Here is a 23,575-nt window from a genome sequence, read left to right as displayed (position 1 = left end):
CCGGCCTGCCCATCGGCATTTCTACCAAGCGGAATAGGCACTGGCCCCTAGCGCCGCGCTCACCGCCGGACAGGCTTGCCGGGCCAAGATGGGGGCTGGAGGATATGCCATGCGCCCGATTGCTGGCTGGGTCCGCGATAGCAGCGGCACTTCGGCTGTCGAATTTGCCATTCTGACCCCGGTCTTCCTGCTGCTGCTGACCGGCATGCTGGCCTATGGCATTTATTTCGGCGCTGCCCATGCGCTGCAGCAGCTGGCGGCCGACGCCGCCCGCACCGCCATTGCCGGGCTCGACGAGCCCGAACGCAACAGGCTGGTCAAAGAATTTCTCGATGCCAATGCCGATAGCTATGCGCTGATCGATCGGCGGCGGCTGACGGTGCGCATCGGCGACAAGCCGGGCGACCCCGAACATTACCGAGTGACGCTGACCTATGACGCCTCCGAACTGCCGATCTGGAACCTCTATCTGCCGCTGCCGCTGCCCAGCCAGCAGATCGCCTATAGCTCGACCATTCGCCGGGGCGGCATATGAATTTGTGGGCCCGCTTTTGCGCCGATAGCCGCGCCAATATGGCGGTGCTGTTCGCCATGGGCTTTGCCGTGTCGGCCATGGTCTCGGCCGTCGCCGTCGATGGCGCCGCCCTCTATCACGAGCGCCGCATGATCCAGAATGGCGTCGATCTGGCGGCATTGTCGGCCGCCGGCGATCCGGGCCGGGCGGCCAGCCTGGCCCAGACCTCGCTGGTGGAGGCCGGGCTGCTCCCCGCCGGCTCGACCAGCGGCCTGACGGTGATCACCGGCCACTACAATCCCGACCCTGCTATGCCCGCCGCCGCCCGCTTCGTCGCCGGGAAAAGCCCACTCAATGCGGTGTCGGTACAGTTCCAGCGCCCCGGCCAATTGCATTTCGCCAAGAGCTGGGCCGATGCGCCGATATTGGGGGCCGGCGCCATCGCCTCGGTCACCCCGCAAGTCTCCTTCTCCATCGGTTCGCGCCTCGCCAGCCTCAATGACGGCATCGCCAATGCGGTGCTCAAGCCCCTGCTCGGCGTCGATGTCAGCCTCTCCGCCCTCGACTACCAGGCCCTGCTCAGCGCTCGCGTCGATACATTCGGCCTGCTCGACGCGCTGGCCGGCAAGCTCAATCTCACCGCCGGCAGCTATGACGACCTGCTGGCCATGTCGGTCGATCACGCCACCTTGGCCGGGGCGCTGGCCAGCCTGCTGACCGGCGCCGAACGCAGCGCCATGGCCAAGCTGGCCGGCTCGACCAGCCACAATGGCAAGGTCAGGCTCGGACAATTGCTCGATCTCGGCCCGCTGGGTCGCTTGGCCATCGGCTCGGGCACGGGACAAGGCCTGTTCACCAAGATTTCGGCGCTCGAGCTGCTGACCGCCAGCGCCGGCCTCAGCGATGGCCAGCATCAGGTCTCGCTGGGCCTCACCGCCGGCGTGCCGGGGCTGACCCGCATCAGCATCGATCTGGCGGTGGGCGAGCCGCCGCAGGGCGGTGGCTGGTATGGCATTGGCAGCACCGGCACGGTGATCCGCACCGCGCAGGTGCGGATGCGGCTGCTGTCCGAACTCGGCCTGAAACTGCCGCTACTGCCCCTGCTGCCGTTGCTCGATGTGCGCCTGCCGCTCTATCTCGAAGTCGCCCACGCCGAGGCGGTGGTGGCATCGGCATCCTGCCCCTCCGGCAGCAATAAATCCGGCAGCGCCACCATCCTGACGCGCCCCGGCATTGCCCGGCTCATTCTGGGCGAAGTGACGCCGCAAAGCTTCGGCGCCTTCAACACCCCGCCCAATATCACCGAGGCGGTGCTGATCAACCTCATCGGCCTCAAGGTCACCGGCGCGGCCGAGGCCAATATCGCCCAGACCCAGCCGGTGGCGCTGAGCTTTTCACCGGCCGAGATCGCCGCCGGCACGGTCAAGACCGCCAAAACCAGCACCCCGGTCGGCTCACTGGTCGGCTCGCTGCTGGGCCGGCTCACCCTCAACGCCATCGGCATCCCGCTCGGCATCATCGCCCCGGCGCTGAACAATCTGCTCGCCCCGCTGGCGCCCACCCTCGACCTCACCATCACAAGAATTCTGACCCTGGTCGGCCTGTCGCTCGGCGAAGCCGATGTTCAAGTCTATGACGTCCGCTGCGGCCACCCCGTTCTGGTCGGCTAACAGGCTTCGCCTGCGCCACAAACCACTGCCCCCCTCTCCCTCGAGGGAGAGGGACAGATTTCTGCGTTCAGCAGAAATCCAGGGTGAGGGGTGCTGCGTTCACCCATGCTTCGACGCGAACGAAAGTGACCCCTCATCCGCCCTTCGGGCACCTTCTCCCGCAAGGGGAGAAGGGGAGAGCGGAAACATCTTGACTCACCCCCTCAGTGTGCTAGATAACCAGCACACTACACAGGCATCACACATGGATGATTTTCACACCAGCCAGCCGATCTTCGTGCAGATACGGCAACGGCTTGCCGAGATGATCCTGCGCGGAACGGTGGGTGAGGGCGAGGCGTTGCCCTCGGTCCGTCAGATCGCCGCCGACCTGTCGGTCAATCCGCTGACGGTCACCAAGGCATTCGAAGCGCTGGTCGATATTGGCGTGGTCGAAAAACGCAGAGGGCTGGGCATGTTCGTCAAAACCGGAGCGCGGGCCGAGCTGCTCGCCCATGAACGCGACAAATTCCTCAAGGACGACTGGCCCCGCATCCTCGCCCAGGTCAAGGCGCTCGATCTTGATCTCAAAACCCTGCTTTCCAGTTCTCCTGCCACAGGTGCAGAAAATGACTGAGCTTTCCCCCTCCACCAGCCTCGAACCCATTGTTTCCGCCCGCGGCCTGCGCAAAAGCTTTGGCCGCAAGGAAATCCTGCATGGGCTGGATTTCAATATTCCCGCCGGCCGCATCTATGGGCTGATCGGCCATAATGGTGCCGGCAAGACCACCACGCTCAACGCCATGCTCGGCCTGACCAATTGTGAAGGCACGATCCGCGTCTTGGGCGAGGACCCGTTCGCCCAGCGCGCCAAGCTGATGGAGAACGTCGCCTTCATTTCCGACGTGGCCAGCCTGCCCCGCTTCCTGCGGGTGCGCGAGCTGTTCGCTTTGCTCAGCAACATCCACCCCAAATTTTCGCAGGACAAGGCGCGCGCCTTTCTCGAAGGCACCGACATTCGCCCCGAGATGAAGGTCAAGCATCTCTCCAAGGGCATGGTCGCGCAGCTGCATCTGGCGGTGGTGATGGCGATCGACGCCAAGCTGCTGGTGCTCGACGAGCCGACGCTCGGCCTCGATATCACCTATCGCAAGCGCTTCTACCGCCGCCTGCTCGAAGACTACATGACCGAGGAGCGGACCCTGCTGATCACCACCCATCAGGTGGACGAGATCGAGTTCATGCTCTCCGACATCATGTTCATCCGCGATGGCGATCTGATCCTGCATATGCAGATGGAAACGGTGAACGACAAATTCACCCAGCTGGTGATCAGCGATCCGGCGGCGCAGGCTGCCGCCCGCGCCTATCATCCGGTCTATGAGGAAACCCGCTTCGGCCAGACGGTGATGATCTTTGATGGCGTCGACCGCAATCTGCTGGAGCCCTTCGGCAAGCTCTCTACCCCCACCCTCAGCGATTTGTTCGTCGCGCTGATGCAGCGTCCCACTGCCAATCCGGAGACCGCCCGATGAAGGCTTTTATCGCGCTCATCCACCGCGAGCTGATCGAGCATAAGGGGGCCTTCCTGATCGGCCCGTTGCTGCTGGTGGCCGTTTTGTTCGGCGCCACCGTGCTGGCCTTTACCGTGGGCCGCGTCGATGCCCGCTTTTCCGGCGCCATCTTCACCGTCGCCCCGCTGCGGGTGTTCGAAGTCGGCTTTCTCGGCTTCGGGCTGGGCTGGTCGCTTTATCTGATCTCCGTGCTGTTCTTCTACTGCGCCGATGGCTTTGCCGCCGACAAACGCAACAATGCCATGCTGTTCTGGAAGTCGATGCCGGTCAGCGATTTCAAGATGCTGCTGGCCAAGCTGACGGCGGCGCTGACCATCCTGCCCGGCACGGTCTATGCCGTGGCCCTGCTCAGCGGTGTGCTGTTGTTCGGAGTGGCCTATGCCACCATGCTGATCAACGGCACCGGCACCGGCGCGACCCTGGCCAGCATTGTCGGCATCTATGGCCAGGTGGCATTGGCCATCCTGTCGGTGCTGGTCTGCGGCTTGCTGTGGTATCTGCCGGCCATGGCGCTGGTCGGGGCCATGGCCACCGCCGTCGGCCGCTGGGCCATCCCCATCTCGCTGCTGCTGCCGGCGCTGCTGTCGACGCTGGAATGGGTGACTTTGGGGGGCCTCCATCCCTTCGCCACCCATATCTGGCGCTTCATGGAATACCGCTCCGCGCTGCCAGATACGCCCTATCTGGAACACTGGATCACCTCCGACCAGAGCTTTAGCGGCGTGGCTTTCGCCAGTGACCTGATTGCCAATATGGATTGGTTGCAGGTCGGCATCGGCGCGGTGTTTGCCGTGGTGGCGCTGTATTTCGCCAGCGAATATCGCCGCCGCAGCAACGACAACTGAGCCGCATCCGGCCCTCGTGGTGAACCACGGGGGCCATGCCGACAATTTGCATCAAACTGCGCCGATGCCGGTAACGGCCCGGCGAGGGCCGGCGACCAGAATCCTCGGCTGGGGGCGTTAGTGGGACGCACCATGAGTCTGTTTCCCGACCTGCGCTATGAAACTGCCCGTGACCACCTGCAGCAGGCGCTTGCCATTCTGCCTGCCGAAGGCAGCGAGCTGATCCGCCTGCTGGTAGAAGAAGCCGCCCGCCTCTGCCAGGCCAAGGCCTATGACGCTGTCGCCGACCTCATCCCGCTCCTGCCCGATCCGGATGACGAGATCCACTAACTCCACACCTGCCGCAGCATGCGCCGTCTCGCGACGGCGGTTGCCGCTGTCACGCGCGCGATGGGGGTTGCGATGCCGCATCCCCCATTCACGCCCCGCCCAATCCGCTATTGCGAATGATTTGCAATTGCACTACCTATGAGGGACTGATTTTGGAGTGATCGATGCATCGTCGCGTGTTTGCTGCCCTCGTTCTGTCTGCGGCGCTCGCCGCGACACTGCCCGCCACCGCTCAGGATCGCCTCAAGGCCGTCACCACTTTCACCATCATTGCCGACATGGCCCGCAACGTCGCCGGCGATGCCGCCGATGTGGTGTCGATCACCAAGCCCGGTGCGGAAATCCATAATTACCAGCCCACCCCCGGCGATCTTATCGCGACGCAGGGGGCCGATCTGATCCTGTGGAACGGGCTTAATCTGGAACAATGGTTCGAGCAGTTCCTGGCCAATCTGGGCGCGGTGCCCTCGGTGGTGGTCACCACCGGCATTGAGCCGATGGGCATTGGCGAGGGCCCCTATTCCGGCAAGCCCAACCCGCATGCCTGGATGTCGCCCACCGACGCGCTGGTCTATGTCGACAATATCCGCGCCGCCTTCGTTGCCGCCGATCCGGCCAATGCCGCGATCTACGACGCCAATGCCGCCGCCTATTCGGCCGAGATCACCGCCACCGTGGCCCCGATCCGCGCCGCCATCGCCGCCATTCCCGAGGACCGGCGCTGGCTCGCCAGTTCGGAAGGCGCCTTCTCCTATCTGACGCGCGATTTCGGCCTCAAGGAACTCTATCTCTGGCCGATCAATGCCGATCAGCAGGGCACGCCGCAGCAGGTGCGCCATGTCATCGACCAGGTGCGCGAGCATGATGTGCCGGCGATCTTTTCGGAATCCACCATTTCGCCCAAGCCGGCCCAGCAGGTCGCCCGCGAAACCGACATCAAATATGGCGGCGTGCTCTATGTGGATTCGCTGAGCGAGCCCGATGGCCCGGTGCCGACCTATCTCGACCTGCTCAAGGTCACCACCACCACGATTGTCGAAGGGCTGACGCCATGAACGACATGACGCACGATATCGCCGCGCCGGGCCTTGTGGTCAGCGACATCACCGTCGCCTATCGCAATGGCACCACCGCCATCAAGCATGCCAGCTTCACCATTCCGCGCGGTTCCATTACCGCGCTGGTGGGGGTCAATGGCTCGGGCAAATCCACCCTGTTCAAGGCCATTATGGGCTTTGTGCCGCTGGCTGGCGGCACCGTGGAAATCCTCGGCGTGCAGGGGAGGCAGGCGCTCAAGCGCAACCTCGTCGCCTATGTGCCGCAGTCGGAAGATGTCGACTGGAATTTCCCGGTGCTGGTCGAGGACGTGGTGATGATGGGCCGCTATGGCCATATGGGCCTGCTGCGCCGCCCCAAGCCGCTGGATCACCAGATGGTCACCCGGGCGCTGGAACGCGTCAACATGGTGGAGTTCCGCCATCGCCAGATCGGCGAACTCTCCGGTGGGCAGAAAAAGCGCGTCTTCCTCGCTCGCGCGCTGGCGCAGGAAGGCCAGGTCATCCTGCTCGACGAGCCGTTTACCGGCGTCGACGTCAAGACCGAGGATGCCATTGTCGCCCTGCTGCGCGACCTGCGCGACGAGGGCAAGGTGATGCTGGTGTCGACGCATAATCTGGGCTCGGTCCCCGAATTCTGCGACCGCACCGTCTTGGTCAAGGGCACCGTACTCGCCTCCGGCCCCACCGCCGAAGTGTTCACCCGCGAATGGCTCGAAATCACCTTTGGCGGGGCGTTGCGCCACTTCGTGCTGGCCGGCGCCGCCCTGCATGACGACGACGATCCGCGCCACATCACCGTGCTGACCGACGATGAACGCCCGCTGGTGATGTATGGCGAGACCGGCAAGATGACGACAAAACAGTCCGACAAGGTCGACGAATGATCGAAACCCTGCTGCTGCCCTTCAACTATCATTACATGATCAACGCCATCTGGGTTTCGGCGCTGGTCGGCGGCGTCTGCGCCTTCCTCTCGGCCTATCTGATGCTCAAGGGCTGGTCGCTGATCGGCGACGCGCTGAGCCACTCCATCGTGCCCGGCGTGGCCGGCGCCTATATGCTGGGCCTGCCGTTTTCCATCGGCGCCTTCTTTTCCGGCGGCCTCGCCGCTGCCGCCATGCTGTTTCTCACCCAGCGCACCAAGCTCAAGGAAGATGCGGTGATCGGGCTGATCTTCACCGGGTTTTTCGGCCTCGGCCTGTTCATGATTTCGCTGTCGCCGACCTCGGTCAATATCCAGACGATCGTCATGGGCAATATCCTGGCCGTTACCCCCGAAGACACGCTGCAACTGGTGCTGATTGCCGTGGTGACGCTGGCGGTGATGCTGGTGATCTGGAAAGATCTGATGGTGGTGTTTTTCGATGAAAGCCACGCCCGCTCCATCGGCCTCAACCCGCCCTTGCTGCGCGGCATCTTCTTCACCCTGCTCGCCGCCTGCACCGTCGCCGCCATGCAGACCGTCGGCGCCTTCCTGGTCATCGCCATGGTCGTCACCCCCGGCGCCACGGCGTATCTGCTGACCGACCGCTTCCCCCGGCTGATCCTGATCGCCATCGCGGTGGGCACGCTGTCCTCGCTGGTCGGGGCCTATATTTCCTTCTTCCTCGATGGCGCCACCGGCGGCGTCATCGTCGTGCTGCAGACCGTTGTCTTCCTGCTCGCCTTCGTCTTTGCCCCCAAGCATGGCCTGCTCGCCGCCAGACGCCGCGCCGCTAGGGAGATCGCGTCATGAACGAGTTCCTCATTTACGCGCTGTGGCCGTTCCACTTCCCCTTCATGACCAACGCCATGATCATCGCCCTCATGGTCGCCATTCCCACCGCCCTGCTCAGTTGCTTCCTGGTGCTCAAGGGCTGGTCGCTGATGGGCGACGCCATCTCCCATGCCGTGCTGCCCGGCGTGGTGCTGGCCTATATTGTCGGCATCCCGCTCGGCATCGGCGCCTTTGGCGCCGGCATGGGCTGCGCCCTGGCGGTCGGCTATCTCAAGGAAAATTCCCGCATCAAGGAAGACACGGTGATGGGGGTGGTGTTTGCCGGCCTCTTCGGTCTCGGCATTGTGCTCTACACCTCGATCCAGACCGATGTGCATCTCGACCATATCCTGTTCGGCGACATCCTCGGCATCGGCCCGGCCGATCTGATCCAGACCGGTCTGATCGCGCTGGTGGTCACCGCCATCGTGCTCGCCAAATGGCGCGATCTGCTGCTGTTCACCTTCGATCCGCAACAGGCGGGCGCCATCGGCCTGCCGGTGCGGGTGCTGCATTATGGGCTGCTGGCCATGTTGTCGCTGACCATCGTCGCCGCGCTGACCGCCGTCGGCATCGTGCTGGCCATCGCCCTGCTGGTGGCCCCCGGCGCCATCGCCTATCTGCTCTCCAAGCGTTTCGCCCCGATGCTGGGTATCGCAGTGGCCGTCTCGGTCAGTTGCTCGCTGCTCGGCATCTATGCCAGCTTCTTCATCGACAGCGCCCCGGCCCCGACCATCGTGCTGCTGATGAGCGCCACCTTTATCGTGACCTTCATCATCACCACCCGCCGGCCTGCCGTGCTTGCTGCCTGAGCCCCCGCTCAGGCAGTCCCTTCCACCGCACTGCGCGGCCAGACGATGCGCACCCTTGCATGGCCATTGGCGGCGATATTTTCGAAGGCCAGCCGCCCCCCGGTGCGCTCCAGCAGCGTCTTGGCGATGAACACGCCCAGCCCCAGCCCGCCGGGCTTGTTGGCGTCAGGCCCCTGCGGATCGCGCGGGCGGCTGGTGAGATAGGGCTCGCCCAGCCGCGCGATCAGCTCCGGCGCAAAGCCCGGCCCGTCATCGGTGATCGACACCGATACCGCCTCACCATCCCACGCCGCCTCGACCCGCACCGTCGAGCGGGCGAAATCACTGGCATTCTCGATCAGATTGCCCAGCCCATACAGCAGTCCCACGCTGCGCTGGAACACCGGCGCCGGGCCGGCTGCCTTCTCGTAATAAAACAGGATCGCCTTGCCGCGCCCTTCATGCGGCCGCGCCACTTCGGCCAGCAGATCGGTCAGCGGCACCGCCGCAAACGGGTCGCCGCTTTCATTGCCCAGATTGCGCAGCTTGGCCAGGATCGCCCGGCAGCGCGCCGCCTGAGCGATGATCAGTTCCACATCCTCGGCCAGATCGCTGCCCGGCTCGGCCTCGCTGCGCATCTCCTTGGCCGCCAGCGCAATGGTAGAGAGCGGCGTGCCCAGCTCATGCGCGGCGGCAGCGGCCAGCCCGTCCAGCGCCGATAATTGCTCCTTGCGCGACAGCGCCAGCTCGGTGGCCGCCAAGGCGTCGGCGATCTGGCGCGCATCATGGGCGACGCGACTGACATAGGCGGAAATGAACACCACGCCGCAGACGATCGAAACCCAGATGCCGATGACATAGATGCGGTTGAAGACGATGCGCTCGAGCGGATTCCACGGCAGCGGCAAATGCCACACCGACAGGATCGAGGCGATCACCACCGCCAGCAGGGCCACCAGAAAGGTGGCCCGCTGCGGCAGCGTCGTCGCCGACACCGAAACCGGCGCCAGCAGCAGCAGCGAAAACGGATTCTGCAGCCCGCCGGTCAGCGCCAGCAGCCCGCCCAATTGCAACAGGTCGAACGCCACCTGGCCGGCGGCCGAGCGCACCGACGGCCGGTAGGAAGTCCCCAGCTTCAGCACCAGCCACAGATTGACCAGCGCCGACAGGGCGATCAGCACAAAACATTCAAACAGCGGCAGCGGAAAGCCCAGCCCGAAGGCGACAAACAGCACGCCGATGGTCTGGCCACCCACCGCCAGCCAGCGCAGCAGCACCAGCGTCTGCAGCCGCAGCGGCCGCCAGGTCGAGGGCAAAGGCAGGCCATCGGCCTGGATCATACTCATTTCAAAGCCCTTCCGAGGCAAAAATCCGTCGCGCCATAGGGAGACAAAAATCCAGTTTCAAGACCAAAAAATCCATGGGCACAGCATTGATCCTGTCTCGGCACGGGCCATGTAAAGCTCATCGTGACTGGGAGACTGAAACCGAAATGACCACAGCAATCATCAAACCACAATGGTCGCCGCTGACCATCGCCCTCATGGTTATGGGCTTTATCATCTTTTGGCCGCTCGGCCTGGCGGTGCTGGGCTACATCCTCTGGGGCGAAAAATTCGGCGGCTCGCCGGAAAAGGCCCAAGCCTATTTCAACAAGGGCAAAGCCTGGTGCTCGTCCAACAAGGGCCACCAGAGCTGGAACAAGCGGAGTTACGGCATGAGCTCGAGCGGCAATGCAGCCTTTGACGACTATCGCGCCGAACAGCTCAAGCGCCTCGAAGAAGAACGCGCCCGCCTCGACGCCGAAATCGACGCCTTCCACGAATATATGGCCAACCTCAACAAGGCCAAGGATCGCGAAGAATTCGATCGCTTCATGAACGAACGCCGTGGCTCGCGCCAGGGCTTTGACCAGCCCAAGCCCGACAATGGCGACAGCTGGACCAACAATAACGGCTAATCCCTTCCTCCCCTGAAGTCGGTCCCCGGACCAAACTAGCGCCCCCAAAAGGGGCGCTTTTTTCTTGGGCGCTGGCGGCTTGCCCTCATCTCCCCCATCCACTGCGCTGTACCTCCCCCTTGACGGGGGAGGCTAGGAGGGGGTGCGAGAGCCCCAATATAGTGGCCAATCCACCCCCACCCTTGATCCCTCCCCACAAGGGGGAGGGAGACGATGAACACCGCCATCGCAACTTGCGCCTCCCTCCCCTTGATGGGGAGGGATTGAGGGTGGGGTGGAGCCCAACACGCCGATGCACGGAAAAAGGGACTGACCGTGCGTGTGACGCCATCCCGCGCTACACTCCCCCAACGATTCCCCACGGCCCCCATGAACCTGTTCTTCCGCGCCAAGTCCAAAATTCCGGCCAGCACCCTCATCGACATCGATGGGGCGCCGGTGACCGTCACGGTGCGCGTCAATGCGCGGACGCGCAGCTATCGGCTGTCGATTCCCCATAGCGGCGGCCCGGTGCTCACCCTGCCGCCGCATGGCAAATGGACCGAAGCCGAGGCCTTCCTCATCCGCCACCGCAACTGGCTGGCCGCCCGCATCCAGCGCGCGCCCACCGCCACCAGTTTCGCCGATGGCGGCGTCGTCCCCCTGCGCGGGGTGGACCACCGCATCATCGGCACCGGCAAGCTGCGCGGCCGGGTCGAAATCGCTGACGACGATGGCGCGCCAGTGCTGCTGGTGCCCGGCGATGCGGCCCATCAAGCCCGAAGGCTGACCGACTGGTTCAAGCAACAGGCGCAGGCCGATCTCGAACTGCGCACCGCCATCCATGCCGAGCGGCTCAATGTCACCGTCAAATCGGTCAAGATGCGCAGTCAGGCCAGCCGCTGGGGCTCCTGCTCATCCTCGGGCAATATCAATTACAACTGGCGCCTGGTGCTGGCCCCGCCCTTCGTGCTCGACTATGTCGCCGCCCACGAAGTCGCCCATCTGGTGGAAATGAACCACTCCCCCGCCTTCTGGGCCACGGTCAAACGCACCCTCCCCGACATGGACCGCGGCCGCGCCTGGCTGAAAACCCATGGTCGGCAATTGATGGTACACGGCGCCTAAGGCGGCTTATCCCCGAAGGCTCCCCACCCCCGATGTCACCCCACCCCCGATGTCACCCCAGCCTTGAGCCGGGGCCCAGCTCGAGATCAACCCGTCGCCGCAAGGTGATCGGGTGAGCCATCACACCCATCTCAGGATGGGTCCCGGCTCAAGGCCGGGACGACACCGAGTTTGGTGATGCGCTCCAGTAAAAGGGGCGAAGCCCCTAGTTCTGCTGATCGCCGAAAATCAGATCCATCAGCGTGCGTTGGCTGCGTTCGTTTTCGATCGGCACCGGCTGGCCCAAGGGGGCCGGCGGCTGCATCTGGGCCGGGGCGCTGGGCACCCAGACCTGCTGGCCGGTGGCCGGATCGACCACCAGGACCATCGGCAGGCCGGTGCTCGGGTCAATCGGCGCCTGGGTGAGGCCGGGATTCTGCGGCTGCAGCGGATAGCCGGTGACCGGATCGATGGCCTGATCCTGCACGATCTGGCCCACCGGCATGCCGGTGGTCGGATCGATCTGCACCCCATTGGCGTCGACCAGCATGCCGCCGCCATTGCCGATCGGCATGCCTGTCGCCGGATCGACCATCTGGCCACCCTGCATTGGCTGGCTGGCCGGCACCGCCGTGGTCGCCGGCAGATATTGGCCAGTGGCCGGATCGAGCTGCAGCAGCTGGCCGGTGGCCGGATCGGTCATGGTCTGTACCGGCTGGCCGGTATTGGCATCGACATATTGCGTCATCGGCTGGCCGGTGGTCGGGTCGATCACCTGCTGGGCGACCAGCTGGCCGTTATAGTTGCCGCCCGGAATCGGGGCCATGGACTTGCCGGCATGCGCCTTGGTCATGAATTGCGACCAGATCGCCGCCGGCACGTTGCCGCCCGACAATGTGGTCTTGGTGTCATTGTCATTGCCGAGCCAGACGCCGGTGACCATGGCCGAGGTGTAGCCGACAAACAGCGCGTCGCGGGCGTTCTGGCTGGTGCCGGTCTTGCCGGCAAATTCCCAGCCGCCGACATTGGCGCTGCGGCCCGTACCGACTTCGACCGCTTCCTTGAGCATGTCGTTCATCTCGGCCAGCACCTTGGGATCGACGACGCGGCCGGGGCCGGCATCGGAGGCCTGATACAGCAGATCGCCATCCTTGGATTGGATCGAGGTGATGACATTGGGAATGACGCCCATACCGCCATTGGCGAAGGGGGCGTAGGCGCTGGTCAGCTCGAGCAGGTTCACTTCCTGGGTGCCCAGCCCGATGGCGGGCACGGGCGTCAGGTGGGAGGAAATGCCCATGCGGGTGGCCACGTCGATCACCGCCTGCGGGGTGACGTCGATGGCCAGGCGCGCCGTGATGGTGTTGAGCGAATAGGCCAGGCCCTGGCGCAGGGTCACGGTGCCGGCATATTTGCCGGAGGCATTGCGCGGGCTCCAGCCATTGTAGTCAAACTGGGCGTCTTCGGCCAAGGTATCGGGCGTGTAGCCCTTTTCCATGGCGGCCATGTAAACGAAGGGCTTGAAGGTCGAGCCGGGCTGACGCTTGGCGGTGACGGCGCGATTATACTGGCTGGCCTGATAATCGACGCCACCCACCATGGCGCGCACCTTGCCATCGACATCCATGGCGACCAGCGCGCCCTGGCTAAAGCCGCGCTTGGGGCCTTCGGAGGCGACCAGTTCCTTGACGATGAACTCGGCATCCTTCTGCATCTTGAAGTCGATGGTGGTCTGCACCACCACGTCGCTTTCGATGTCGCCAATATAGGCGGTCATCAGGCTTTCGACCCAGTCGGCCACATAGTCTTCCGAACCGGCGACGCGGGTGCGCACGCTCTGGTTGGGGTCGATCTGGGCCGCTGCGGCTTCCTCGGGCGTGATGAAGCCGTCGCGCGCCATGGCGTTGAGCGACAGGCGCTGCCGCTCGATGGCCCGCTCGGGATTGGACTTGGGATTATAGGCCGAGGGCGCGGGCAGGATGCCGGCCAGCATGGCCGCCTGGCCCAGCGACAGATTGCGCGCCGAGACGCCGAAATAGGTCTGCGCCGCCGCCTCTATACCCGTTGCCCCGGCGCCGAAATAGACGCGGTTCATATAGAGTTCGAGAATGTCTTCCTTGGAGTAATTCTGCTCCAGCCACACGGCCAGAATGGCTTCCTGCACCTTGCGGCCCAGGGTCTGGTCGGGGGTGAGGAACAGGTTCTTGGCCACCTGCTGGGTGATGGTCGAGGCGCCGCGGGTCACGCCGCGCGCCTGCACCGATTCAATGGCCACCGAAATCAGGCCGATCGGATCGACGCCGAAATGGCTCATATAGCGGCGGTCTTCGCTGGCGATGATGGCGGCCGGCACATAATAGGGCAGCTCGCGATAGGTCACCGCCTCGCCGCCGGTGGCGCCGCGATTGGAAATCAGGCTGCCATCGGCCGCCAGAATGCGGATATTGGGCGGCCGGTCGGGAATGGCCCAGGTGTTGGATGAGGGCAGCTGCGCCCCGTAATAGACGATGACGCCAATGACGGCGATGCCGCCCCACAGGCACGCAACAAAGCTCCACCACAGCAGGCCCATCAGGAACCCGCCGCTACGCGAACGCTTCTTGCGCGCCCTGGCCGGCTGGGCCTTGCCGCGCTTGGGGGCCTTGGGCGGCTTGCCGCCACCACCGCCGCCACCGCTGCGTTCATCAGCGACGGAAAAGCTCATCGATTGACCAATGGAGGGCTCGACCCGCTCTCCGGCCTTACCCCGCGCCGCAGCCTTGGGCTTATTGCCCTTGGCCGGCTGGTTGCCCACGCGGTCATCGGCGGAAATGCGAAAATCCATCAAGCAGACCTTAGAAAAACTGGTGCCTTTTGCCCGCTTCTATCCTGTTCCGCAGCGTCGGGGAACCACAGGTTGCCGAAGGGTTAAGGCAAATACTGACCTCGACGCGGGCGCGGCATTGCTGCCGGGGCGCTTGCCGCGTGATCAGCCCATTCTTCTCCGGGGCAAATGTGGCCGGTTTATGTGGGGTTTTGCCGGTTTGCCGGCAGGTGTTGCCAGCGCGTCACAGACTTGCCGGTCCCCGGTCGGACCGGCTAGAGGCATGCGACATGAATTTCCGGCCGTTGATCGCCATCCTGATCGCGCTGCTGACCACCCCGGTCATGGCCGCGTCGCCAAGCCAAATGCGCGACGCGGCGCTCGAGGCCGCCATCGCAAGCTTTTCGCAAGCAAAGCGTCAGCTTGCTGGCAGCGCGTTCTTGCTCGATATCGCCGCCTACGAGCAGGCGTTGACGCGGCAGCGCTTCCAATCCGACCATTGGGGCGCAGATATCACAGTCAAATTTGTCACCCGTGACAAAGCCAGCGGCTCCTGCGACCGCTTTGCCGCCTTTGTCCGCCTGCCGCCAGAAGAAGGGGTGATTTCTTTGGTGTTCTGCCCCCAATTCTTCAATTCGGGCACCGACAATCTGCGCCGCCTGACCATATTGCACGAGCTGGTCCACGTCGTCGCCGGCCCCGACGAATGCCGCGCCATGGCCTTCGCCGCCAGCGTCGAACAGGCCGCGCATGGCCATTTCACCCCGGTGGATTCCTACTGGAAAGCCAGCAATTGCGCAGGTTCGGACTACCGCCTGCCCTAGATCTCAGCGCCAGCCCAGCGCCGGCGCAACATGGGTCAGAATGCTCTCGATGACATGCGCATTATAGTCGACGCCGAGCTGATTGGGCACGGTGAGCAGCAGCGTATCGGCCTCGGCAATGGCCTCGTCCATCGCCAATTCCTTAATTAAAACATCGGGTTCTGCAGTATAGCCGCGACCGAACACGGCGCGCTTTTCCGGCTCGATATAGCCGAACTGATCCTCTTCCGAACGGCCATTGCCGAAATAGGCGCGGTCCAGATCATTGACCAAAGCGAAGATCGACCGGCTGACCGACACCCGTGGCTCACGGGCATGACCGGCCTCTTTCCAGGCGGCGCGATAGGCCCGAATCTGCTCGGCCTGCTGGACATGGAACGGCTTGCCGCTCTCGTCGAATTTGAGCGTCGAGCTCTGCAAATTCATCCCCAATTGCGCCGCCCAGACCGCCGTCGCATCGGTCGCCGCCCCCCACCAGATGCGATCGCGCAGCCCCTCGGAATGCGGTTCAAGCCGCAGCAAACCTGGCGGATTGGGGAACATCGGGCGCGGGTTGGGCTGGGCAAAGCCCAGTCCTTTCAATTGGTTAAGAAAGATCTCGGCATGGCCGCGCGCCATGTCGGCCTCGGTCTGGCCTTCATGCGGGCCATAGCCAAAATAGCGCCAGCCATCGATCACCTGCTCGGGCGAGCCCCGGCTGATCCCCAGCTGCAACCGCCCGCCGGAAATGAGGTCAGCCGCGCTGGCATCCTCCACCATATAGAGCGGATTTTCGTAGCGCATATCGATGACGGCCGTGCCGATCTCGATCTTTTTAGTCCTGGCCCCAATCGCCGCCAGCAGCGGAAATGGCGACGCCAGCTGGCGGGCAAAATGATGCACCCGGAAATAGGCGCCATCGGCCCCCAATTCCTCGGCCGCCACGGCCAGATCGATCGATTGCAGCAGCGCATCCCCAGCCGACCGCGTCTGCGACTGCACCGAGGGCGACCAGTGACCAAAGGAGAGAAAGCCGATGTTTTTCATGGGGTTTTGCCTATTCAGCGGCTTGGTAATACTCAGCCGATGGCCGGATGACAGCAACCACCGCCTCGGTTACCGCTGCCTGAAAATCACTATCGAGCCGCAGCGCTTCAAGGGTCCGCGGCACCGGTCGCTCGCCCGGCCAATCCTCAAAGGCAAAGGCCAAGACCGCGGCGGCTTCGGCGATGGCGTCATCCAGCGTATCGGCGACTGCGATCACACCGGGAACATCGGGAAACGATACGCCGTAACCGGAATCGGCGTCCTTGTGGATGAGCGCAATGTAGTGGAGTTCACGCATCGCTGTCTGGGTCCCAACCTGCCTGTCGATAGATCGAGCGGACCGTACCAACAGGAATGTCCTTGCGCGGATGCGGCAGTATCACCGTCCACCCACTCGACAGATGCCGATATTTATGGTGCGAACCGCGTGTCGATACAAGGATGAACCCGTCGGCCAGCAGGCGACGGATGATCTGTCGGCTATCGCGCTGCACGGGCGCCATGATAAACCGCCCCCAAAATGGTTGGGCACATCATGCGCCGCCAGCGAGAAGCAGAGCATCGGGCGCCGCCCGATGCAAGTGTTGCTAGACGTCCAGGTTGCTGACGCTGAGGGCATTGTCCTGAATGAAGTCGCGGCGGGGTTCGACCAGGTCGCCCATCAGGGCGGTGAAAATCTCGTCCGCTTCGGTGGTGTTGTCGATCTCGACCTTGAGCAGGGTGCGGGCATTGGGGTCGAGCGTGGTTTCCCAGAGCTGGGAGGCATTCATTTCCCCCAGGCCCTTGTAGCGCTGCAGCGACACGCCCTTGCGGCCGGCATCGGTCACTGCCTTGAACAGCGAAGCCGGGCCAAACACGGGAATGGAGTCGCCCTTGCGGGTCAGCGTCGGCACGCCGCCATAGATTTCGTCCAGCCGGTCGGCGAGCTGGCGCAGCTTGCGCGCGTCGGCGCTTTGCAGCAGCAGCTTGTCGATGACGTGGGTCTCGGTCACGCCGCGCACGGTGCGCGAGAAGGCCAGGCTTTCGTCGTCGGTGATGGCGCCGGACCAGCCGCGTTCCAGCTCGTCGGAAATGCGGTCGAGCCGGTTGGAGATGCGGTTCATGGTGCCGGTGATGCGGTCCGGATCGGCCAGGCCATCGGGATCGAGCCCGCCGACAATCGCCGCCTGTTCGACCAGGCTGCGATTATAGCGGGTGTTGAGATTGTCGATGGCCAGCACGATATCGCGCGCCTGCTGCACGATGCCAAGCAGGTCGCCGCCGGCATGTTCGACGCCGTCACGGGTCTTGAATACCGCGTCGTCGAGCCCGGCTTCCATCAGATATTTGTCCAGCGCCGCTTCGTCCTTGAGGTACTGCTCGGACTTGCCGCGCATGGCTTTGTAGAGCGGCGGCTGGGCGATGTAGATGTGGCCGCGCTCAATCAGCTCCGGCGTCTGCCGGTAGAAGAAGGTCAGGAGCAGGGTGCGAATATGGGCGCCGTCCACGTCGGCGTCAGTCATGATGATGATCTTGTGGTAGCGCAGCTTGTCGGCGTTGAACTCTTCGCGACCAATGCCGGTGCCGAGCGCCGTGATCAGCGTGCCGACCTGATCGGAGGAAATCATGCGGTCAAAGCGGGCGCGCTCGACATTGAGGATCTTGCCGCGCAGCGGCAGCACCGCCTGATTGGAGCGGTCGCGGCCCTGCTTGGCCGAGCCACCAGCCGAGTCACCCTCGACGATGAAGATTTCAGACTTGGCCGGGTCGCGTTCCTGGCAGTCGGCCAGCTTGCCGGGGAGCGAGGAGATTTCCAACGCGCCCTTGCGGCGGGTCAGTTCGCGCGCCTTGCGGGCGGCTTCGCGGGCGGCAGCGGCTTCCGCCACCTTGCCGACAATGATCTTGGCCTCGTTGGGATGCTCTTCGAACCACTGGCCGAGCTTGTCGTTGACGATGCTTTCAACGACCGGGCGAACTTCGGAGGAGACCAGCTTGTCCTTGGTCTGCGAGCTGAATTTCGGATCGGGGACTTTCACCGAAAGCACGCAGGTCAGCCCCTCGCGGGTGTCGTCGCCGGTCATGCTGACTTTTTCGCGCTTGGCGATGCCCGAGCTTTCGGCATAGCCGACCACCTGGCGCGTCAAGGCGCCGCGCAGGCCGGCCAGATGGGTGCCGCCATCGCGCTGCGGGATGTTGTTGGTGAAGCACAGCACGTTCTCGTGATAGCTGTCATTCCACTGCAGCGAGACTTCGACGACGATGCCGTCCTTTTCGCCGATCATGGTGATTGGCGCCTCGAGCACGCCGGTCTTGGACTTATCGAGATATTTGACGAAGGCTTCGAGACCACCCTCGTAATACAGCTCGGTGCTGACCAGCTCGGGGTGGCGGGAATCGTTGAGAATGATGCGGACGCCCGAGTTCAGGAAGGCCAACTCGCGCAGGCGATGCTCCAGCGTCTTGAAATCGAACTCGACCATGGTGAAGGTGTCGGTCGAGGGGAAAAAGCTGATGGCGCTGCCGCTGCGGCCTTCATAAGTGCCGGGCTGCTTGTTGGCGACATAGGTGCCGGTCTGGGCCAACGGCGCATCGGCGACGCCATGGGTGAAACCCATCTCGAAAATCTTGCCGTCGCGGCGGATATTGAGCCGCAGCCACTGGCTCAGCGCATTGACCACCGACACGCCCACGCCGTGCAGGCCCCCCGAGACCTTGTAGCTGTTCTGGTCGAATTTACCGCCGGCATGGAGCTGGGTCATGATGACCTCGGCCGCCGAGATGCCCTCTTCCTGATGGATGCCAGTGGGAATGCCGCGACCATTGTCGTTGACCGTCACCGAACCATCGGCATTGAGCGACACCGTGACCAGGTCGGCGTGACCGGCCAGCGCCTCGTCAATGGCGTTATCCACCACCTCATAGACCATGTGATGCAGGCCCGAACCGTCATCGGTATCGCCGATATACATGCCGGGGCGCTTGCGCACGGCGTCGAGGCCCTTGAGCACCTTGATGCTGTCAGCGCCGTATTCGTCGGGAATGGGATTTTCGCTATCGGTCATGGGGTCCGAATCAGTCTATTTCGCAGGTACTTTGTTCTACCGGAACAGGGGTCTAACCCCAAGCAAAATGGGCTTTTGCGGGCCATTTGCGGGGGATAGGCGCCCCGATTCGCCGGTTCATTCCCAGGCGCCGCCTCAGTCGGGATAAACCCGTCCATCGCGCACCGTGATCAGCTGCGCCCGCTCGCCCAGCGCCTCGAACAAGACCCGGTCGGTACCAGTCAGAAAACACTGCGTACCCAACCCGTCGAGCGCCAAAAACAGCGCCCGGCGCCGGTCGGGATCGAGATGGGCGGCGATCTCGTCAAGCAGCAGAAACGGGGTGATGGCGGTGCGCAATTTGACCAAGCGCGCATGCGCCAGGATGAGGCCGATCAGCAGTGCCTTTTGCTCGCCGGTCGAGCCCAGCGCGGCCGGCATGCCCTTTTGGGCATAGGTCACCTCAAGATCGACCCGGTGTGGCCCTGATATGGTGCGCCCGGCGGCACGATCAACCCCGCGCGCGGCCCGCCAGGCGTCGCGCAGGGCGGTTTCCAGCGCCGCCGAGGACGGATGGTCGACCACGCCCTCCAGCAGCGGCGTCAGCGCCAGATGGGCGGCCGGGAAACTGACATCATCGAGACTCTGCTCGATCAGCGCCTGCAGATGCTCAAGGCTATCGGCGCGCGCCAGATGGATCGAAGCACCCAGCTCGGCCATCTGCGCCTCGATGGCATTGAGCCAGGCCGGATCGCCCTGCTCTTCCAGCAGCCGATTGCGCTGGCGCATGGCCTTTTCGTAATCGCCGACCGAGGCCGAGTGGCTGGGAATGAGGGTGGTGACGAGCCGATCGAGAAAGCGCCGCCGATCGCCGGCCGGGCCGGAAAACAATCCATCCATCGCCGGGGTTAACCACAGCACGCGCAGATAGTCGCTCATCGCCTCGATAGAGCGGGCATTGGCGCCATTGATGCGCACCCGCCGCCCGCCTTCAGGCGCCGCGCCGGTGCCGATATCGGCCGGTCCGTTATCGGTTTCGATGGTGGCCGCCACCGCCCAGCCGATATCGCTGCCATGGGCCTGCAGGGTCTCAAAACTAGCCCCACGCAGCCCCCGGCCGGGCGACAGCACCGAAATGGCTTCGAGCAGGTTGGTCTTGCCGGCGCCATTGGGGCCGGTCAGTACGACATGGCGAGAATCAAGATCCAGCGCCGCCGCGGCATAATTGCGGAAGGCGGTGAGGCGCAGGCGGGAGAGGTGACGGGTCATTACACCCTTTCTACCCCTCTCCCCTTGAGGGAGAGGGTGGATCGGCGCAGCCGAGACGGGTGAGGGGTCGTAACAGTCGGCATTGCAGGCTTCACCATCGCAGACCCCTCATCCGCCCTTCGGGCACCTTCTCCCTCAAGGGGAGAAGGGAGGATCGAGCATGCGACAAGTCTGGGCCCTGCGAGCATAGCTCTCCGGGCGTTCGCGGCTTAAATCGCTCCACCGGAGCGATTTCCCCTGCGGGACGCCACTTACACCCGCATCGGCATCAGCACGTAGAGCGCGCGGGTTTCGCCGTCGTCCTTGACCAGCGTCGGCGAGCCGGCGTCGTTGAACATGAAGACGGCGTTTTCCGAACGAATCTGGCCGATGATGTCGAGCAGATAGCGGGCATTGAAGCCGATCTCGAAGCCGTCGGTTTCAAATTCCACGGCCAGCTCTTCGCTGGCCGTGCCATGGTCGGGATTGGTCACCGACAGTTCGAGCAGGCCGTTGGTGGCATGCAGCTTGACCGCCTTGCCGCCGCGATCGGAGGCAATGGTGGAGACGCGGTCGACAGCGATGGCAAAGCTGGCGCGATCGACATTCATCTGCTTGTCGTTATTCTTGGGGGTCACCCGATCGTAATCGGGGAAGGTGCCTTCGATCAGCTTACTGAGCAGCACCACGGTGCCGACGGTGAAGCGGATCTTGGTGTCGCTGACTTCCACCGTGACGTCGCCATCGGCGCCGTCGAGCAGCTTTTGCACTTCACCCACGGTCTTTTTCGGCACGATGATGCCGGGCATGCCCTGGGCACCAGCCGGCGCGTCCAGCTCGGCGCGGGCCATGCGGTGGCCGTCGGTGGCGACGGCGCGCAGTACGGTGCCGACATTGGAAATGTCGACGGTGTGGAAATAGATGCCGTTGAGATAGTAGCGCGTCTCCTCGTTGGAGATGGCGAACTGGGTGCGCTCGATCAACTCGCGCAAAGCCGAGGCGGGCATGGTGAATTCATGGCCGAAGCTGCCCGACTTAAGATCGGGGAAGCTGTCCGGCGACAGACACGCCAGGTTGAAGCGCGAGCGGCCCGAGGTGAGCACCATGTTCTCGCCGCCATCGGTCTCGAGCCGCACTTCGGCGCCATCGGAGAGCTTGCGGACGATTTCATAGAGCGTATGGGCCGGGACCGTGGTGGTGCCGGCAGTCGACACCATGGCCGGCACCGATTCGGTGACTTCGATGTCGAGGTCGGTGGCGCGCAGCTCGACCTTGTCGTCGCTGGCCTTGAACAGCACGTTGGCCAGAATGGGGTAGGTGTTGCGCCGCTCCACCACCCGATGCACATGGCTCAGCGACTTGAGCAGATGATTGCGTTCGAGCGTGACTTTCATTCGGCAACTTCCCTGGCACTACGCGACGACAAAAAACCCCGGCGGACCGGGGTTTGGACATTTACAATTTGTGAACGCAAAGGCAAGGGCGGGGACAGGTTTGCCGCAGGATTTTCCGTCGCATTGGTCTGCCCTTCTCCCAGCGAGGGGAGAAGGGGGCAACCCGCCCGCTATTCTTCGAGCATGCGCTTGAGCAGCTCGATCTCCTGCGCCAGTTCCACGTCGTCCTTGATCATCTGCTCGACCTTGCGCACCGAGTGCAGCACGGTGGTGTGATCGCGGCCGCCGAAGCGCCGGCCGATTTCGGGCAGCGACCGCGAGGTCAGCGCCTTGGCGAGGAACATGGCGATCTGGCGCGGACGCACCACGTCGCGCGAGCGACGGGCCGACAGCAGCTCGTTGCGCGGCACCTTGTAGTGGCGCGAGACGATCTTGAGGATGTCCTCGATACGGACGCGGCGGGCTTCGCGGCTGCGGATCAGGTCGCCCAGGGTCTTTTCGGCCAGCGGCACGGTGATCAGTTCACCGGTCAGCTGGTTGGCGGCGACGAGGCGGTTGACCGCGCCATCGAGATCGCGGCCATGGCTGACCACGGCGCGGGCGACATAGTCGATCACCGGCACCGGGAAATGCATGCCATAGCGGGTTGCCGACTGCTCGGCGCGGCGCTGCACGATGGCCCGGCGCAGATCGAGATCGAAGCCGGAAATCGGCACCACCAGCCCGCCCGACAGGCGCGACTTGATGCGTTCGTCGAGCATTTCGAGATCACGCGGCGGTGCATCGCCGGCTACCACCACCTGCTTGGCGCCGGTGAGCAGCGTGCCCAGCGTATGGCCGAATTCGGTGGCGGACTTGCCCTGCAGGAACTGCATGTCGTCGATGAGCAGCAGATCGACCCGACGCAGCCATTCCTTGAAGCCGAGTGCCGACTGGCGCTGCACGGCGGTGATGAAATGATACATGAAGTGGTCGGCGGTCAGATAGACGATATTCTTGGACGGCTCGGCCTGCTGCACCGCATGGGCGATGGCGTTGAGCAGGTGGCTCTTGCCCAGACCGACCGTGGAATGAATGTAGACCGGATTGAAGGTCACGGTGTTGTTGGCGACCGCCTGGGCGATCTGCTTGGCCACGCCGAGCGCCATTTCATTGGCGCCACCGGGCACAAAGCTCTCAAAGGTCATGCGCGGATCGATGGCACTGCCGGCCAGGGCATCGCCCTTGGCGGCAGAATTGTCGCGCACCATGCGCGGCTGGCTCGTCGTCGGCAGCGGGGCAGGCGCCAGAGCGGGAGCAGCGGTTTCATTGGGGGCGGCGGGTTCGGCATTGGCCTGGACCAGGCGCGGGCGGGCCTGACCATTGACGCGCAAAGTCACCTGAATGCGGCCGACTTCCGCAGCATCCTGGCGGAAGGATTCCAGAATCCGGTCGCTGTAGTTGGACTGGACCCAGGAGCAGAGGAAGCGCGTCGGCGCCGACAGATGCACCACGTCCTCGACAATTTCCTCGAGCTCCAGCCGGGCGAACCAGGACGCGAAGACATCTTCGCCAACACCGGCCTTGAGGCGCGCGCGGACCCGGTTCCACAGATCGCGCTGGCCTTCGGAGGTGTCGGAAGTGGTCATGACAGGTTTTTCGCCTTGAGTGGTCGGAAGGGAAGAGGAGGAATTGGCCTTGGCCCAATCATCCCCTCC

Annotated in this window: 22 protein-coding genes; 13 read left to right on the top strand and 9 right to left on the bottom strand. The window is 63.9% G+C overall.

Annotated elements, in window-relative coordinates:
- Window positions 1-109 precede the first annotated feature (109 nt).
- The 10 genes from ACX3OZ_RS08750 (at window position 110) to ACX3OZ_RS08705 (ending at window position 8,538) form a co-directional block, all read left to right on the top strand.
- Window positions 110-535, top strand: coding sequence for a TadE family protein (locus tag ACX3OZ_RS08750; RefSeq protein ID WP_459094345.1), 426 nt, complete (start codon window positions 110-112; stop codon window positions 533-535).
- A complete protein-coding gene (locus ACX3OZ_RS08745; protein WP_459104280.1) occupies window positions 532-2,184 on the top strand; it encodes a TadG family pilus assembly protein in 1,653 nt (550 codons plus the stop codon). Before ACX3OZ_RS08750 ends, ACX3OZ_RS08745 begins: the two co-directional genes overlap by 4 nt.
- A 244-nt stretch (window positions 2,185-2,428) precedes the next feature.
- Entirely contained in the window at window positions 2,429-2,800 is a 372-nt protein-coding gene (locus tag ACX3OZ_RS08740) for a GntR family transcriptional regulator (protein WP_459094343.1), read from the top strand.
- Complete coding sequence (locus ACX3OZ_RS08735) at window positions 2,793-3,698, top strand: ABC transporter ATP-binding protein (protein WP_459104279.1); 906 nt, start codon at window positions 2,793-2,795, stop codon at window positions 3,696-3,698. The genes ACX3OZ_RS08740 and ACX3OZ_RS08735 overlap by 8 nt, the downstream gene beginning before the upstream one ends.
- Window positions 3,695-4,582 (top strand): hypothetical protein, encoded by an 888-nt coding sequence (locus ACX3OZ_RS08730; protein ID WP_459094341.1) that lies wholly within the window; start codon window positions 3,695-3,697, stop codon window positions 4,580-4,582. Before ACX3OZ_RS08735 ends, ACX3OZ_RS08730 begins: the two co-directional genes overlap by 4 nt.
- A gap of 132 nt (window positions 4,583-4,714) precedes the next feature.
- Entirely contained in the window at window positions 4,715-4,912 is a 198-nt protein-coding gene (locus tag ACX3OZ_RS08725; protein WP_459094340.1) for a hypothetical protein, read from the top strand.
- A 164-nt stretch (window positions 4,913-5,076) separates the two neighbouring features.
- Complete coding sequence (locus ACX3OZ_RS08720; protein ID WP_459104278.1) at window positions 5,077-5,967, top strand: metal ABC transporter substrate-binding protein; 891 nt, start codon at window positions 5,077-5,079, stop codon at window positions 5,965-5,967.
- Complete coding sequence (locus ACX3OZ_RS08715) at window positions 5,964-6,854, top strand: manganese/iron ABC transporter ATP-binding protein (RefSeq protein ID WP_459094338.1); 891 nt, start codon at window positions 5,964-5,966, stop codon at window positions 6,852-6,854. Before ACX3OZ_RS08720 ends, ACX3OZ_RS08715 begins: the two co-directional genes overlap by 4 nt.
- Window positions 6,851-7,705, top strand: coding sequence for a metal ABC transporter permease (locus ACX3OZ_RS08710; RefSeq protein ID WP_459094337.1), 855 nt, complete (start codon window positions 6,851-6,853; stop codon window positions 7,703-7,705). The genes ACX3OZ_RS08715 and ACX3OZ_RS08710 overlap by 4 nt, the downstream gene beginning before the upstream one ends.
- On the top strand, window positions 7,702-8,538 hold the full coding sequence (locus ACX3OZ_RS08705; RefSeq protein WP_459094336.1) for a metal ABC transporter permease: 837 nt from the start codon (window positions 7,702-7,704) through the stop codon (window positions 8,536-8,538). The genes ACX3OZ_RS08710 and ACX3OZ_RS08705 overlap by 4 nt, the downstream gene beginning before the upstream one ends.
- A gap of 8 nt (window positions 8,539-8,546) precedes the next feature.
- Here ACX3OZ_RS08705 and ACX3OZ_RS08700 read toward each other — a convergent pair whose 3' ends face one another.
- Window positions 8,547-9,863: an ActS/PrrB/RegB family redox-sensitive histidine kinase gene (locus ACX3OZ_RS08700; protein ID WP_459094335.1), complete on the bottom strand. Its 1,317-nt coding sequence runs from the start codon at window positions 9,861-9,863 to the stop codon at window positions 8,547-8,549.
- A 146-nt stretch (window positions 9,864-10,009) separates the two neighbouring features.
- On the opposite strand from ACX3OZ_RS08700, the gene ACX3OZ_RS08695 reads away from it, so the two are divergent.
- Window positions 10,010-10,477, top strand: a complete 468-nt coding sequence (locus ACX3OZ_RS08695) for a DUF2852 domain-containing protein (protein ID WP_459094334.1) — start codon at window positions 10,010-10,012, stop codon at window positions 10,475-10,477.
- A gap of 369 nt (window positions 10,478-10,846) precedes the next feature.
- On the top strand, window positions 10,847-11,584 hold the full coding sequence (locus ACX3OZ_RS08690; RefSeq protein ID WP_459094333.1) for a M48 family metallopeptidase: 738 nt from the start codon (window positions 10,847-10,849) through the stop codon (window positions 11,582-11,584).
- Between the two features lie 205 nt (window positions 11,585-11,789).
- Here ACX3OZ_RS08690 and ACX3OZ_RS08685 read toward each other — a convergent pair whose 3' ends face one another.
- A complete protein-coding gene (locus ACX3OZ_RS08685) occupies window positions 11,790-14,387 on the bottom strand; it encodes a transglycosylase domain-containing protein (RefSeq protein ID WP_459094332.1) in 2,598 nt (865 codons plus the stop codon).
- Window positions 14,388-14,656: 269 nt separating this feature from the next.
- Here ACX3OZ_RS08685 and ACX3OZ_RS08680 point away from each other — a divergent pair, with 269 nt between their 5' ends.
- Entirely contained in the window at window positions 14,657-15,190 is a 534-nt protein-coding gene (locus tag ACX3OZ_RS08680; RefSeq protein WP_459094331.1) for a hypothetical protein, read from the top strand.
- 3 nt (window positions 15,191-15,193) lie between these two features.
- Here ACX3OZ_RS08680 and ACX3OZ_RS08675 read toward each other — a convergent pair whose 3' ends face one another.
- The 7 genes from ACX3OZ_RS08675 to dnaA form a co-directional block, all read right to left on the bottom strand.
- Entirely contained in the window at window positions 15,194-16,216 is a 1,023-nt protein-coding gene (locus ACX3OZ_RS08675; RefSeq protein WP_459104277.1) for an LLM class flavin-dependent oxidoreductase, read from the bottom strand.
- A gap of 10 nt (window positions 16,217-16,226) precedes the next feature.
- Window positions 16,227-16,514, bottom strand: coding sequence for a type II toxin-antitoxin system HicB family antitoxin (locus ACX3OZ_RS08670; protein WP_459094329.1), 288 nt, complete (start codon window positions 16,512-16,514; stop codon window positions 16,227-16,229).
- Entirely contained in the window at window positions 16,507-16,719 is a 213-nt protein-coding gene (locus tag ACX3OZ_RS08665) for a type II toxin-antitoxin system HicA family toxin (RefSeq protein ID WP_459104276.1), read from the bottom strand. Before ACX3OZ_RS08665 ends, ACX3OZ_RS08670 begins: the two co-directional genes overlap by 8 nt.
- Before the next feature lie 84 nt (window positions 16,720-16,803).
- Window positions 16,804-19,257, bottom strand: coding sequence for a DNA topoisomerase (ATP-hydrolyzing) subunit B (gene gyrB, locus ACX3OZ_RS08660; protein ID WP_459094327.1), 2,454 nt, complete (start codon window positions 19,255-19,257; stop codon window positions 16,804-16,806).
- A 135-nt stretch (window positions 19,258-19,392) separates the two neighbouring features.
- A complete protein-coding gene (recF, locus tag ACX3OZ_RS08655) occupies window positions 19,393-20,505 on the bottom strand; it encodes a DNA replication/repair protein RecF (RefSeq protein WP_459094326.1) in 1,113 nt (370 codons plus the stop codon).
- 251 nt (window positions 20,506-20,756) lie between these two features.
- Complete coding sequence (gene dnaN / locus ACX3OZ_RS08650) at window positions 20,757-21,878, bottom strand: DNA polymerase III subunit beta (protein WP_459094325.1); 1,122 nt, start codon at window positions 21,876-21,878, stop codon at window positions 20,757-20,759.
- 170 nt (window positions 21,879-22,048) lie between these two features.
- Complete coding sequence (dnaA, locus tag ACX3OZ_RS08645) at window positions 22,049-23,506, bottom strand: chromosomal replication initiator protein DnaA (protein ID WP_459094324.1); 1,458 nt, start codon at window positions 23,504-23,506, stop codon at window positions 22,049-22,051.
- Window positions 23,507-23,575: the final 69 nt, after the last annotated feature.

This window comes from Devosia sp. A369, from assembly GCF_054489345.1.
Note: the sequence above shows the minus strand (reverse complement) of the source record. Positions and strands in the feature narration are given on the sequence as shown.

What these genes read in the sequence shown, in the direction of transcription:
- ACX3OZ_RS08680 (WP_459094331.1), top strand. Translation starts at nt 14,657, where the DNA reads ATGAATTTCCGGCCGTTGATCGCCATCCTGATCGCGCTGCTGACCACC.
- ACX3OZ_RS08740 (WP_459094343.1), top strand. Translation starts at nt 2,429, where the DNA reads ATGGATGATTTTCACACCAGCCAGCCGATCTTCGTGCAGATACGGCAA.
- ACX3OZ_RS08750 (WP_459094345.1), top strand. Translation starts at nt 110, where the DNA reads ATGCGCCCGATTGCTGGCTGGGTCCGCGATAGCAGCGGCACTTCGGCT.
- gyrB (WP_459094327.1), bottom strand. Translation starts at nt 19,257, where the DNA reads ATGACCGATAGCGAAAATCCCATTCCCGACGAATACGGCGCTGACAGC.
- ACX3OZ_RS08730 (WP_459094341.1), top strand. Translation starts at nt 3,695, where the DNA reads ATGAAGGCTTTTATCGCGCTCATCCACCGCGAGCTGATCGAGCATAAG.
- ACX3OZ_RS08665 (WP_459104276.1), bottom strand. Translation starts at nt 16,719, where the DNA reads ATGGCGCCCGTGCAGCGCGATAGCCGACAGATCATCCGTCGCCTGCTG.
- ACX3OZ_RS08690 (WP_459094333.1), top strand. Translation starts at nt 10,847, where the DNA reads ATGAACCTGTTCTTCCGCGCCAAGTCCAAAATTCCGGCCAGCACCCTC.
- recF (WP_459094326.1), bottom strand. Translation starts at nt 20,505, where the DNA reads ATGACCCGTCACCTCTCCCGCCTGCGCCTCACCGCCTTCCGCAATTAT.
- ACX3OZ_RS08675 (WP_459104277.1), bottom strand. Translation starts at nt 16,216, where the DNA reads ATGAAAAACATCGGCTTTCTCTCCTTTGGTCACTGGTCGCCCTCGGTG.
- dnaN (WP_459094325.1), bottom strand. Translation starts at nt 21,878, where the DNA reads ATGAAAGTCACGCTCGAACGCAATCATCTGCTCAAGTCGCTGAGCCAT.
- ACX3OZ_RS08725 (WP_459094340.1), top strand. Translation starts at nt 4,715, where the DNA reads ATGAGTCTGTTTCCCGACCTGCGCTATGAAACTGCCCGTGACCACCTG.
- ACX3OZ_RS08685 (WP_459094332.1), bottom strand. Translation starts at nt 14,387, where the DNA reads ATGGATTTTCGCATTTCCGCCGATGACCGCGTGGGCAACCAGCCGGCC.
- ACX3OZ_RS08695 (WP_459094334.1), top strand. Translation starts at nt 10,010, where the DNA reads ATGACCACAGCAATCATCAAACCACAATGGTCGCCGCTGACCATCGCC.
- ACX3OZ_RS08710 (WP_459094337.1), top strand. Translation starts at nt 6,851, where the DNA reads ATGATCGAAACCCTGCTGCTGCCCTTCAACTATCATTACATGATCAAC.
- dnaA (WP_459094324.1), bottom strand. Translation starts at nt 23,506, where the DNA reads ATGACCACTTCCGACACCTCCGAAGGCCAGCGCGATCTGTGGAACCGG.
- ACX3OZ_RS08720 (WP_459104278.1), top strand. Translation starts at nt 5,077, where the DNA reads ATGCATCGTCGCGTGTTTGCTGCCCTCGTTCTGTCTGCGGCGCTCGCC.
- ACX3OZ_RS08705 (WP_459094336.1), top strand. Translation starts at nt 7,702, where the DNA reads ATGAACGAGTTCCTCATTTACGCGCTGTGGCCGTTCCACTTCCCCTTC.
- ACX3OZ_RS08745 (WP_459104280.1), top strand. Translation starts at nt 532, where the DNA reads ATGAATTTGTGGGCCCGCTTTTGCGCCGATAGCCGCGCCAATATGGCG.
- ACX3OZ_RS08670 (WP_459094329.1), bottom strand. Translation starts at nt 16,514, where the DNA reads ATGCGTGAACTCCACTACATTGCGCTCATCCACAAGGACGCCGATTCC.
- ACX3OZ_RS08735 (WP_459104279.1), top strand. Translation starts at nt 2,793, where the DNA reads ATGACTGAGCTTTCCCCCTCCACCAGCCTCGAACCCATTGTTTCCGCC.
- ACX3OZ_RS08700 (WP_459094335.1), bottom strand. Translation starts at nt 9,863, where the DNA reads ATGAGTATGATCCAGGCCGATGGCCTGCCTTTGCCCTCGACCTGGCGG.
- ACX3OZ_RS08715 (WP_459094338.1), top strand. Translation starts at nt 5,964, where the DNA reads ATGAACGACATGACGCACGATATCGCCGCGCCGGGCCTTGTGGTCAGC.